This window comes from Vibrio sp. JCM 18905 (genome assembly GCF_055393305.1).
The window spans coordinates 514,019-527,530 of sequence record NZ_AP043880.1; the positions used below are offsets into that span (position 1 = coordinate 514,019).

Genomic DNA, 13,512 nt, shown 5'->3' on the forward strand with positions numbered 1-13,512 from the left:
ATTCTCGACTGATGCTGCTTAAATAGCAAACATTTTTTCGCGATTATTTTGTAAGTTAAGAAGGAGATAAAATAATCATTAATTCCACGTTTAGACGTCTAGACTCCTGAAGTTTGTGTGATAGGATGGAAAGATAACTAAAGGAATGAGGCTGTACTGTGGGAAGTAACGTAAGACAACAGATTGAAGCTCAATTGAAGCAACGTATTCTTTTGATTGATGGTGGTATGGGAACCATGATTCAGGGATACAAACTTGAAGAGCAAGACTATCGAGGAACGCGCTTTGCGGATTGGCATTGTGATCTAAAAGGTAACAACGACCTGTTGGTTCTAAGTCAGCCTCAACTTATCAAGGAAATTCACGCTGCATATTTAGAAGCGGGTGCAGATATTCTCGAAACCAACACGTTTAACGCAACAACCATTGCGATGGCTGACTACGAGATGGAAAGCCTAAGTGAAGAAATTAACTTTGCTGCTGCCAAGCTTGCACGTGAAGTTGCAGACGAATGGACCGCAAAAACACCCGATAAACCGCGTTATGTCGCAGGGGTTTTAGGGCCGACGAACCGCACTTGTTCTATTTCTCCTGATGTAAATGACCCCGGATATCGAAATGTTTCTTTCGACGAGTTAGTTGAGGCTTACTCTGAATCGACTCGAGCGCTGATTAAAGGTGGTTCTGACCTTATTCTTATCGAGACCATCTTCGATACTCTTAACGCTAAGGCTTGTTCATTTGCTGTTGAAAGTGTGTTTGAAGAGATGGGTATTGAGTTACCTGTGATGATCTCGGGGACTATTACCGATGCTTCCGGTCGGACATTATCCGGTCAAACCACAGAAGCGTTTTACAACTCATTACGTCATGTTAAACCGATTTCGTTTGGTTTGAACTGTGCGCTGGGCCCAGATGAGCTTCGTCCTTATGTTGAAGAGCTCTCGTGTATATCAGAATCTTTTGTTTCCGCTCACCCAAATGCTGGGCTTCCGAATGCATTCGGCGAATACGATTTGTCGCCAGAAGATATGGCTAAGCATGTTAAAGAGTGGGCTCAAAGTGGCTTTTTAAACTTAATTGGTGGGTGTTGTGGTACAACTCCTGAGCACATTCGCCAAATGGCACTCGCGGTTGAAAATATCGCCCCTCGTAAATTACCTGATCTTCCCGTTGCTTGTCGCTTGTCTGGCTTAGAGCCGCTCGCGATTGATAAAGACTCTTTATTTATCAATGTCGGTGAGCGTACTAATGTAACCGGTTCTGCGCGTTTTAAACGCTTGATTAAAGAAGAGCTGTACGATGAAGCGCTCGATGTGGCTCGTCAACAAGTTGAAAATGGCGCTCAAATTATCGATATCAACATGGATGAAGGCATGTTGGATGCACAAGCTTGTATGGTTCGCTTTTTAAACCTTTGTGCGTCAGAACCTGAAATCTCAAAAGTACCAATCATGGTCGACTCTTCCAAATGGGAAGTTATTGAAGCCGGTCTTAAGTGTATCCAAGGCAAAGGTATTGTTAATTCGATCTCACTCAAGGAAGGTAAAGAGAAGTTCGTTGAACAAGCTAAGTTGATCCGCCGTTACGGTGCGGCTGTGATTGTGATGGCGTTTGATGAGATTGGACAAGCAGATACACGTGAGCGCAAAGTAGAAATTTGTACCAACGCTTACCGAATTCTCGTTGATGAAGTGGGCTTTCCACCAGAAGACATCATCTTTGACCCCAACATTTTTGCCATTGCTACGGGTATCGATGAGCATAATAACTACGCGGTGGATTTCATTGAAGCCGTTGGCGATATCAAACGTGATTTACCACACGCGATGATCTCGGGTGGTGTTTCTAACGTTTCCTTCTCATTCCGCGGTAATAACTATGTGCGTGAAGCGATTCACGCGGTGTTCCTCTACCACTGTTTTAAAAATGGTATGGATATGGGGATTGTGAATGCGGGTCAGTTAGAAATCTACGATAACGTGCCTGAAAAATTGCGTGAGGCTGTGGAAGATGTCGTTCTTAACCGTCGTGATGACGCCACTGAGAGATTGTTAGATATCGCAGCGGAATACGCAGGCAAAGGGGTAGGTAAAGAGGAGGATGCCTCTGCACTTGAGTGGAGAACTTGGCCTGTTGAAAAGCGTTTAGAGCACGCGTTAGTGAAAGGAATAACTGAGTTCATCGTTGATGATACCGAAGAGGCTCGTGTCAACGCTTCAAAGCCATTAGAGGTGATTGAAGGTCCACTAATGGATGGGATGAACGTCGTCGGAGACCTGTTTGGTGAAGGTAAAATGTTCCTTCCTCAAGTCGTAAAATCTGCACGAGTGATGAAGCAAGCAGTCGCGCATCTGGAGCCCTACATCAATGCAGAAAAGCAGGTGGGACAAACAAACGGTAAGATTTTGCTAGCGACGGTCAAAGGTGATGTACATGATATCGGGAAAAATATCGTTGGCGTTGTATTGCAGTGCAATAACTACGAAATTATCGATCTTGGTGTCATGGTTCCTTGCGAAAAGATCTTAAAAGTAGCGCAAGAAGAGAACGTCGATATTATTGGTTTGTCAGGGTTGATCACGCCTTCATTAGACGAAATGGTGCATGTTGCAAAAGAAATGGAGCGTCTCGACTTTAACTTACCTCTTCTCATCGGTGGCGCAACAACGTCAAAAGCCCATACAGCAGTAAAGATTGAGCAAAATTACAAGCATCCAGTTGTTTACGTGAATAACGCCTCACGTGCGGTGGGCGTATGTACTTCTCTATTGTCAGATGAACGTCGCCCTGAATTTGTTGAAAAACTTGAAGCTGATTACGAACGAGTACGTGATCAACATAATCGAAAGAAACCGAGAACCAAACCAGTGACATTAGAAGCGGCTCGAGCGAATAAAGTTGCGATCGATTGGGAAGCTTACACTCCTCCAGTGCCTGTTGAGCCTGGTATTCATATCTTCGATGATTTTGATGTGGCCACATTACGTCAATACATCGATTGGACACCATTCTTTATGACTTGGTCACTTGTGGGCAAGTATCCAACAATTTTCCAACATGAAGAAGTCGGTGAAGAAGCAAAACGTTTATTCGAAGATGCCAACGAGTTGCTTGACCGAGTTGAGCGAGAAGGCCTGTTAAAAGCGCGTGGAATATGTGGCTTATTCCCTGCAGCAAGCGTGGGGGACGACATTGAAGTTTATTCTGATGAAACTCGTACCGCCGTTGTGAAAGTATTGCGTAACTTGCGTCAACAGACCGAGAAACCAAAAGGATTCAACTATTGTTTATCTGACTACATCGCACCTAAAGAGTCGGGTAAACATGATTGGATAGGGGCATTTGCTGTCACTGGTGGTATTGGTGAACGAGAGCTTGCGGATGAATACAAAGCACAGGGAGATGATTACAACGCAATTATGATTCAAGCGGTGGCGGATCGCCTAGCCGAAGCGTTTGCTGAGTATTTGCATGAGCGTGTCCGTAAAGAAATTTGGGGGTATGCTGCGGATGAAGATTTATCTAACGATGATCTCATTCGTGAAAAATACCAAGGTATTCGTCCTGCGCCGGGTTATCCAGCGTGTCCTGAACATACTGAAAAAGGACCGCTTTGGGAGTTACTTAATGTGGAAGAGAACATTGGCATGACTCTAACCTCCAGCTATGCAATGTATCCGGGCGCGTCAGTCTCTGGTTGGTATTTCTCTCATCCTGACTCACGTTACTTTGCGATCGCACAGATCCAAGAAGATCAGCTAGAGAGTTACGCCGATCGTAAGGGGTGGGATAGGATCGAGGCTGAAAAATGGTTAGGGCCAAACATTAACGGTTAAATTGATGTTTACCTCGTCCAAACGTAACAACTATTGAAACAACAAAGGGCTGCAGATACGCAGCCCTTTGTTTTATTGAGTTGAACTTACTTCTCAAACAACTCGGTGTGGAGTTTTTGTATGGCTTGTTTCGATACCGATTCATGGAGCAAGAAGCATAAGTTGTGAGGGCTAGCGCCATAACAAATCATGCGTAGGTTAAAGTCTTCTAGCGTGCCAAAAACCTGTTTCGCGTAGCCTTTACTCTCACTCATGTTGTTACCAATGAGAGCAACGAGGCATAGGTCATGTTCAACTTCTACCTTACATAACTCTTCTAACTCTTCTCGTACAGCTTGCGGCAGCTGTGGTGCTCCGCCAGAGGTATCAGTTTGATCAAGTGTTAACGATACACTGATTTCAGATGTCGTGATCAAATCGACAGAGATCTTATGCTTTGCAAGGATCTCAAAAACCTTTGCTAAGAAGCCGTATGCGTGGAACATGTTGGCGCTGCGTAGCGTTACCATGGTTTGGTTACAACGCAAAGCTAGCGCACGGAATAACGGTGAGCTTTCGACTTGGTGGCGAATCCAAGTTCCCCCTTTTTCAGGCTCTTTCGATGACCCTACAAATACCGGAATGTCGTGGCGTAATGCGGGTACTAGCGTAGAAGGGTGAAGGATTTTAGCGCCAAAGTTAGCCATTTCTGAAGCTTCACTAAAGCTGATCTCGGGAATTGGTGAGGCTTTTGGCGCAATTCGCGGGTCTGTTGTGTAGATGCCCGGAACATCAGTCCAGATTTCTAACCCTGCCGCTTTGACGCTCTCAGCAATTAAGGCGGCGCTATAATCGCTGCCTCCTCGACCTAGTGTTGTTGTATTACCGGCTTCGTCAGATCCTATGAAGCCTTGAGTAACAACAACGGATTGTTGGCAAAGTGGTATGAGTTTATCTTGCGCAAGCGTCGAAATTGCTTCAATGTTTGGCTCCGCGCGACCAAAGTTGTCATCAGTACGCAGCACATCGCGGATATCAAAGCGCACAGCTTGAATGCCTCGCTCACACATTAACTGAGTTAGAATATGCGTCGACATGAGTTCGCCACATGCGACCAAATGATCGGTTAACTTCGCACTAGCTTGGATAGATGCAGCCTCGGCCAGGCTGGTTACGGTATCTAATATGCCATACACCTCGGCAGCAGTTTTCGTGCTGTCTTCGAGCTGAGTTAAAATGGCGTCATGAATGTTGGCCAGATTTTGCAGCAGCTCAGTACGGTGCGTTTGATCCTGAACACCGTTGGCGAGTTCTACCAATAGGTTGGTGACGCCAGAGCAAGCGCTGCTCACGACCAAGCGAGTATTTGGATTGTTTTCGATAATGGTGGCACAACGACTCATTGCCTCAAAGTTGGCAACACTGGTTCCACCGAATTTAGCTACGTTAAATGCGCTCACTGCGTTCTCCCACGACTTCCTAAAAAATTGTACATCCAATGTTTAGTGAGAAAAGGAACAGAGCAAAAAGAGAGGTATTTAGAATGCTATTTGAAAAATTTACCCTCAGAAGCCCTTCATCAGACTGCGCTGATGACAGTTGATGGGATTCAGCCCAATTCAACCGACAAGTCAAACCCTGCAACTTTGACTTACCTCGGCACTACTCCCCCTCAATGATTGGTGTTGGAATTGCGGTTCCACAAATCATCTACCTGGGTAGCGCTCCTCTTCTACATAAAGCTCAAACATTGAACGGTTTTGAGGCCTTAATGTCAATCAATATTTCAACCTTTATGGTGTTTTTTATTAACGATTTTGTGACACTGGTTTGACCTCCATACTTACGGCTAATTGCTGATAGAGGAAAAATCTATTAGGGTGAAGAACCCTACACCTGAGCCATGTTATTGAATAGAACTTTTAGAATGCTCAGGATAAAAGATAATCAAGGAGCTGACATGTCGATCCAAAGCTTTATTCCACCTCACCGTATTTTAATGGGACCTGGTCCTTCTGATATTTATCCTCAAGTGTTACAAGCGCTAAGCCGTCCTACCGTAGGTCACCTTGATCCTCTGTTTATCGGTATGATGGATGAGCTCAAGCAGCTATTGAAGTATGCCTTTCAAACTGACAATGAGTTCACTATTGCGGTTTCAGCGCCAGGTAGTGCAGGGATGGAAACCTGCTTTGTAAACTTGATCGAGAAAGGCGACAAAGTGATCGTCTGCCGTAACGGTGTTTTTGGTGAACGCATGCGCGAAAATGTCGTCCGTGCTGGTGGTGAAGTTGTTATCGTCGATGATGAATGGGGGACGCCTGTTTCCATTGATAAAGTCGAGCAAGCACTCGAACAGCACCCAGATACAAAAATTCTTGCTTTTGTGCATGCGGAAACCTCAACTGGTGCAGTCAGTGATGCTCAAGCATTGGGTAAGCTGGCGAAACAGCATAATGCATTATCTATTGTTGATGCGGTGACGTCACTTGGTGGTGTGCCGTTAAAAGTGGATGAATGGCAACTGGATGCGGTTTACTCTGGCAGTCAAAAATGTTTGTCATGTGTACCAGGGCTCTCACCAGTGACGTTTTCTCCTGCCGCGATTGAAAAGATTCAAGCAAGAACAACACCAGTAAAGAGTTGGTTCCTCGATCAGAGTTTAGTGTTGGGGTATTGGAGTGGAGAAGGTAAGCGTAGTTACCATCATACGGCGCCAGTTAATAGCTTGTATGCGCTTCATGAAGCTTTATTGATACTGAAAAATGAAGGATTAGAAAACGCTTGGGCTCGTCATCAACTGATGCATGAAAAACTCAAAAATGGCCTACAAAAGCTAGGTTTTGAATTTGTTGTGGACGAAGCCCATCGTTTGCCGCAATTAAATGCGATTTACGTGCCTGAAGGAATTGATGAAGCAAAAGTTCGTGCTCACTTGCTAGAAACCTATAACCTAGAAATTGGTGCAGGCCTCGGGGCATTAGCTGGTAAAGCGTGGCGTATTGGCTTAATGGGTTACGGCGCTCGACCTGAAAACGTTGCACTGTGCTTAAAAGCGTTAGAAGAGTCACTCACTGAATAAAGCTATACCGCAATGAGATAAAGAAAAGCGAAGGTCATCCCTTCGCTTTTTTGTAATTATTACTCTGCACCTGAAGTGGGTGCTGGTGAGGCAGAGATTGCTTGAGAAGGTGGTCGGTAATTGACGTCACTGAAATCAATCTTCGGGAACAAAAACTGCGCTTCAGCTCTGATTTGCTCCGCTTTACTTGAGTCATCTAAGCCTTGGTAGGCCAAAATCAAATTATTATAAAATGCAGGGCGAGGCTTATCTTTGATGATTTTTAGCGACCAATCGATATAAGGCTGAATCAAGGTTGCGTCTTGTTGGTACAGCCCAATATTTAAAAACGTGCTATAGACATCCCAATCAAACCTGTCTTTCCAAACCACAGGGTTACTGACTTGATTCAGAATATCAGGGTTAGTTGGTCTAGTGGTCTCAAACTTCGTCAATACATAGTTCGTATGTAATGCGCTTACCATGTAAAACGTAAACGCAACGGGAAGTACCAAACTAAAGACTCGCAGCAAGCTTTTGGTCACATTACTAAAGCCGACTTGTCGATAACGAGAGACGCGCTGATCTACCCAGTACAGCAGGATAACGAAGATCAACCAATGCACGAGAGAGTGGTAGAAAGGGTATTCCAGTTGTGAGTGCAATACGATAGGTATAAACAAGGCCAGCAACGCAAGACGAGTTCCGCGTTTGGCTTGATAGATTCGATACAGTACCAGTGCCATCGCTAAGAAGATGCCGAGTATTGGCAGCAAACCACCTTCGGCTCCCCAGTAAAGCAGCTCGTTATGCGGATGATCCATGGCTGGCAAACCAGCTGGGTAATTCTCATTTAGTGCATGTTGACGAGCCGTATACAGCATGTACTCAGATTCAAACTTGCCATATCCATAGCCAGTAAAAGGCTTTTCAATCACCATGTCTAATGTTTGCGGAAAAGTATACGCTCGAGCAGACTCCATGTTTACTTTTTCTGCGGCTAACCCACCTCCATCAGGAAAGGCAAGATGCATGACAACCACTGAGAGTAAGAGCCCACTTACAAGTGACACAACCCAGCGGATAAAGCGCCCTTTGGTTGCAAAGCGGTACATGTATGGAATGACCAACAACACGGCGATGACCGAGGCTAACCAACCAGTGCGTGAAGCCAACGCCACAATTAGTGGTAAGGTTAAAACTGGCACGGCATAGAGAAGGTAAACATCGCTTAACTTACGGTCGTATTTGTAGGGCTGACGTGCAAGTAAATAGCTAGCAATCACCAACCCTGTCGCAAGAAAGCTGGCCATTACATTGGGCTGTTGGAAAATACCATAAGGACGATTGGCCACCGTGTCGTAACCAAACGGATTGCCTGGTTTGAGATACAGATATTGTGTCAGACCAAAAATGGCTTCGATAACAACCGCAAGGACAATGAACCATAATAGGCGTTGGCGATGTTTATTACTGAAATGAAATTGTTGTAAGACAATAAAGAACAGGACACCACACCACAGGCCAATGAGCTTATTGGCTGCCAAACTGCTATTCGCATTTGGGTACAGAATGGGCACTGTCATGATAAGAGCACTAATGAACAAGCCGATGGTTAATTTTGAGTAACGTAGCGCTCGATTATTCGCGAGTTGGTAGCACCCAATGCCTAATGCAAAGCTAAAAGCAATCCAAGTTGTCGCATTGAAGGAAAGTGAAAGCCCTGAACCGCCGGGGTTGGGCATGAAAAAGTGCATTGCCAACACAAATAGTGTTGCCAAGGCAATGAGAAACTTGCGATTGAGGGGAACCTGTACTTTTTCGGGAGAAAGCTTTGTTCCACTTACATGTATAGTAGCCATAGTTATTGCGTTGTTTTGAATGAAAAAAGACCAGCACTTGCTGGTCTCGGTACTTTACCTGTTTTTTCTACTTCAACATAGGCTTAAGGAAGTGAGCTGTGTGCGAGCCCTCGATTTGCGACACATCTTCCGGTGTGCCTTGAGCGATTATCTCGCCTCCACCCTGTCCCCCTTCAGGTCCTAGATCGATAATCCAGTCCGCAGTCTTAATGACATCTAGGTTATGCTCGATCACCACGACAGTATTTCCGTGGTCGCGAAGTCTGTGCAATACAGTGAGCAACTGCTGGATATCATGGAAGTGCAGGCCGGTTGTTGGTTCATCCAAAATGTACAAGGTTTTTCCTGTATCACGCTTGGATAGCTCTCTCGCTAGTTTCACACGCTGAGCTTCACCACCGGAGAGTGTCGTTGCCGCTTGACCTAGGCGAATGTAAGACAAGCCCACATCCATTAGAGTCTGTAGCTTACGTGCTATAGCAGGTACGGGTTCAAAGAACGTTCGGGCGTCTTCGACCGTCATTTCTAGCACTTCATCAATGGTTTTGCCTTTGTAACGTACTTCAAGTGTTTCACGGTTGTAGCGCTTACCTTTACATACATCACATGGCACATAAACATCTGGTAGGAAATGCATTTCAACTTTAATGACACCATCACCCTGACAGGCCTCACAACGACCACCGCGTACGTTAAAGCTAAAACGTCCAGGCTTGTAACCGCGAGAACGCGACTCTTGTGTGCCTGCAAACAGTTCACGGATTGGGGTAAAGATCCCCGTATAGGTTGCAGGGTTAGAGCGAGGTGTACGACCAATTGGGCTTTGATCGATATCGATAACCTTGTCGAAGTGCTCTAGGCCTTTAATCGATTTATAAGGTGAAGGTTGAGCCGTTGTTGCTCCGTTGAGTTGGGTGTGAGCAATTTTAAAGAAAGTATCATTAATCAGCGTTGATTTACCTGAGCCAGATACCCCTGTAATACAGCTGAATAACCCAACAGGAATAGAGAGGTTAACGTTCTTAAGGTTATTACCTGTTGCGCCTAAGAGCTCAACCGTTTTTTTCGGATCACGCGGCGTGCGATCTTTCGGTACTGCGATTTCTTTAACGCCACTTAAGTACTGACCTGTCAGAGAATTCGGATTTGCGATTATCTCTTCCATGGTGCCTTCCGCGACAACATTACCACCGTGTACGCCAGCGCCAGGACCGATATCTATGACATGATCCGCACAGCGAATAGCATCTTCATCGTGTTCTACCACGAGTACGGTATTCCCCAAATCGCGCAAATGAGTAAGCGTTTTTAATAAGCGTTCATTATCTCGCTGGTGGAGACCAATCGATGGTTCGTCCAGAACATACATCACACCAACAAGACCCGCACCAATTTGGCTGGCTAAGCGAATACGTTGAGCTTCACCACCAGAGAGCGTTTCGGCGCTGCGAGACAGGTTCAGATAGTTCAAACCAACGTTAACCAAGAACTGCAGGCGATCGTTGATTTCCTTCATCACTTTTTCAGCGATTTGGGCGCGTTGACCCTCCAGTTTCAAGGAATGGAAGAATTCCAATGCATCAGCAATGCTGAGTTCAACAATCTCAGGCAGTGTCGTATCAGCAATAAACACGTTACGTGCTTCAAGGCGCAGACGAGTACCACCACAGCTTGAACAAGATTTAGTGGAGATGTATTTCGCAAGCTCTTCACGGACAGAGTTGGATTCTGTATCACGATAACGACGTTCGAGGGTATTCAGAATACCTTCGAATGGATGGCGTTTAACACGAATATCGCCACGATCGTTGATGTATTTAAACTCAATCTCAGTGCGGCCAGAGCCCTTTAGAATGACATCTTGCGTTTTCTTTGGCAGAGAATTAAAAGGGGCATGGAGATCGAAACCATAATGATCGGCCAATGAGGTGAGCATTTGGAAGTAGTAGTAGTTCTTTTGATCCCAACCGCGAATCGCACCTTGTGCCAAGCTTAATGAATCATCTTGAATTACTCGGCTTGGATCGAAGTATTGCTGCACACCCAAACCATCACAAGTGCCACATGCACCAGCAGGGTTGTTGAATGAGAAAAGTCGCGGCTCTAACTCTTGCATGCTGTAACCACATTGTGGACAAGCGAAGTTGGCGGAGAAAATAATCTCTTCACCGTCTCCATCCATTGGCGCGACAACCGCAATTCCGCCTGATAATTCGAGCGTTGTCTCGAAAGATTCGGCTAAGCGCTGTTGCAGGTCTGGACGAACTTTAAAGCGGTCTACCACGACTTCAATGGTGTGCTTTTTATGTAGCTCTAGCGTTGGAGGATCTGAAAGATCGCAAGTTTCTCCATCAATACGCGCACGAATAAAGCCCTGAGCTGCCAGGTTCTCAAGCGTTTTAACATGCTCACCTTTACGCTCTTTGACAATAGGGGCCAACAGCATCATTTTGCTGCCTTCTGGCATCTCTAGAACTTTGTCCACCATTTGACTGATGGTTTGTGCGGCAAGAGGGGCATGGTGCGTTGGACAGCGGGGTTCACCCACACGAGCATACAACAGACGTAAGTAATCGTAGACTTCGGTAATTGTACCGACGGTTGAACGCGGGTTATGAGAAGTAGACTTCTGTTCAATAGAAATCGCGGGTGATAATCCTTCAATATGGTCTACATCGGGTTTTTCCATCAGAGACAAAAACTGACGAGCGTAGGCAGAGAGAGACTCTACGTAGCGTCGTTGGCCTTCTGCATACAATGTATCGAAAGCGAGAGAGGATTTACCGGAGCCACTTAGTCCAGTAATGACAATCAGTTTATCGCGAGGGATTGTAAGATTAATGTCTTTGAGGTTATGGGTTCGGGCACCGCGAACTTCTATTTTATCCATCGTTTTTGCTCTATGTATAACCAAGTGGGGCAAGTATTACATAGTGTGAGAAATGTGCAAAGAAAATTACTGGATAAAAAAACAGTAAAAATAAAAGCCCAACATAATGCTGGGCTTTAGAAACAATAATTTCGTACTACGACGATGCTTTATACCGCTTTTTGTGTTGCGTGTTTACCTAACTCTGAGGCTTTTTCATCTTTTAGATACAGGTTTTCAAAACAGTAGTTGGTTGCTTCGATGTAACCTTCAACACTACCACAGTCAAAGCGTTTGCCTTTGAATTTGTAAGCCAAGACACAGCCCGCTTTTGCTTGTTTAAGTAGCGCGTCAGTGATTTGAATTTCACCACCTTTACCTGGCTCTGTGTTTTCAATCAGTTCGAAAATATCAGGGGTCAGAATGTAGCGACCAATGATCGCAAGGTTGCTTGGTGCCGTGCCTTTCTCAGGTTTTTCTACCATGTCGTCTACGCGGTAGATGTCATCTTTGATCATTTCACCAGAGATAACGCCGTATTTGTGAGTCTCATCTTCTGGGACTTCTTGTACGGCAACGATAGAACAACGGAACTGTTTAAATAGCGCCACCATTTGAGCTAGCACGCCTTCTTCTTCGTTGACACAAAGGTCATCAGCAAGAACGACGGCAAATGGTTCGTCACCCACCAGTTCACGCCCGGTCAGAATCGCGTGGCCTAAGCCTTTCATCTCGCGTTGACGGATGTAAGTGAAGTTTGCAGATTCAATGATTTCACGGATATCTACCAATAGCTCTTCTTTATTGGTACCGCTAATCTGGTGTTCCAGTTCGTAGTTCTTATCAAAGTGGTCCATGATAGAGTGTTTGCCACGACCCGTCACAATACACATGCCGTTCATACCAGCTTGAATTGCTTCTTCAACGCCGTATTCAATAAGCGGTTTATTCACGACTGGCATCATCTCTTTTGGCATAGATTTCGTTGCCGGTAAGAAGCGAGTGCCATAGCCTGCAGCAGGGAACAGACATTTTTTAATCATTGGGGGAATATCCTATCTCGTTATTATCAAGAATCTGCGCATAACTTTAACACGAGAGTCGTCAATGAATCATGAATAAAGTAGGAAAAAGTGTGAGACTCAGTGCGGAAAAAAGATGAGCGACTCGTCATTTCAGTCATTAGAGTCGCGGCATCGCATCATGACATTAAGTTTTGATCTGCCCACGCGATAGCCTGAACGCGATTCTTCACTGATAGCTTTTTGAATATCTGATACAAGTGCGATTTGATGGTGAATTCACTGACAAATAATTCCTCGGCCATTTGGCTGTTCGATGCGCCAGCTTGCAAGCAACGCAGTACTTGCAGCTCGCGAATGGTTAGGTCTACCGTGGCTGGGGCAGTATGAGTGTTAATGACGTTACGGTAATAGTGTAAAAGTTGACTGGTTACATTACGCGGCAGCCAGTTTTGACCGTTAACAATGCCCTTTAACCCTTCTCCAATTTGCTCTAGCGTATCTTCGGAATAGAACAGCCCCTTTAATTGACCAAATGAAAGAAGCTCATCCGTGGTCAGCCTTTTAGGGACATTGAACACAACGGTTTCAAAGTTCTTCCATACCAGCGGTAAGTTTTTGATCGATTGAACGAGTGATTTATGTTCACTGAAGTCGATCAGTAGGATTTTATTACGATGCTGTGGCTTAGCTTCCATGAGTGCTTCGGTCGAAATCACCGGGATACTCATATCAATGTACTTTTCGAGTGCCGCCACCTTTTTTTCCGCATTATCTTCCATACTGATCAGAAATAGCTTTCTTGCGTAAGCCGACTTTCTCACGTGTTCACATCTCCCAGCGTTCAATAAAGGCCATAAGTTGGCATTAAAGAGAGGTT

7 protein-coding genes and 1 riboswitch are annotated in these 13,512 nt (G+C 45.2%); of the genes, 2 read left to right on the forward strand and 5 right to left on the reverse strand.

Annotation, left to right across the window (positions count from 1 at the left end; translation table 11 throughout):
* The first annotated feature begins 158 nt into the window (after positions 1-158).
* The gene (gene metH / locus ACZ5ZC_RS19055; protein WP_464932191.1) at positions 159-3,839 is read left to right on the forward strand and encodes a methionine synthase; all 3,681 of its coding nucleotides are present in this window, start codon (positions 159-161) and stop codon (positions 3,837-3,839) included.
* An 86-nt stretch (positions 3,840-3,925) separates the two neighbouring features.
* Here metH and lysC read toward each other — a convergent pair whose 3' ends face one another.
* Positions 3,926-5,278 (reverse strand): lysine-sensitive aspartokinase 3, encoded by a 1,353-nt coding sequence (lysC, locus tag ACZ5ZC_RS19060; RefSeq protein WP_012841364.1) that lies wholly within the window; start codon positions 5,276-5,278, stop codon positions 3,926-3,928.
* A gap of 101 nt (positions 5,279-5,379) precedes the next feature.
* A riboswitch (Lysine riboswitch) is annotated at positions 5,380-5,558 on the reverse strand.
* Positions 5,559-5,778: 220 nt separating this feature from the next.
* Between lysC and ACZ5ZC_RS19065 the strand changes: the two genes are divergently transcribed.
* The gene (locus tag ACZ5ZC_RS19065) at positions 5,779-6,900 is read left to right on the forward strand and encodes a pyridoxal-phosphate-dependent aminotransferase family protein (RefSeq protein ID WP_337168554.1); all 1,122 of its coding nucleotides are present in this window, start codon (positions 5,779-5,781) and stop codon (positions 6,898-6,900) included.
* A gap of 59 nt (positions 6,901-6,959) precedes the next feature.
* Here ACZ5ZC_RS19065 and ACZ5ZC_RS19070 read toward each other — a convergent pair whose 3' ends face one another.
* The 4 genes from ACZ5ZC_RS19070 to ACZ5ZC_RS19085 form a co-directional block, all read right to left on the reverse strand.
* Entirely contained in the window at positions 6,960-8,741 is a 1,782-nt protein-coding gene (locus tag ACZ5ZC_RS19070; RefSeq protein WP_464932192.1) for a PglL family O-oligosaccharyltransferase, read from the reverse strand.
* Positions 8,742-8,808: 67 nt separating this feature from the next.
* On the reverse strand, positions 8,809-11,631 hold the full coding sequence (gene uvrA / locus ACZ5ZC_RS19075) for an excinuclease ABC subunit UvrA (RefSeq protein ID WP_053809097.1): 2,823 nt from the start codon (positions 11,629-11,631) through the stop codon (positions 8,809-8,811).
* A 149-nt stretch (positions 11,632-11,780) separates the two neighbouring features.
* Positions 11,781-12,653, reverse strand: a complete 873-nt coding sequence (gene galU, locus ACZ5ZC_RS19080) for a UTP--glucose-1-phosphate uridylyltransferase GalU (RefSeq protein WP_005397418.1) — start codon at positions 12,651-12,653, stop codon at positions 11,781-11,783.
* A gap of 158 nt (positions 12,654-12,811) precedes the next feature.
* Positions 12,812-13,456: a LuxR C-terminal-related transcriptional regulator gene (locus tag ACZ5ZC_RS19085; RefSeq protein WP_065645062.1), complete on the reverse strand. Its 645-nt coding sequence runs from the start codon at positions 13,454-13,456 to the stop codon at positions 12,812-12,814.
* Positions 13,457-13,512: the final 56 nt, after the last annotated feature.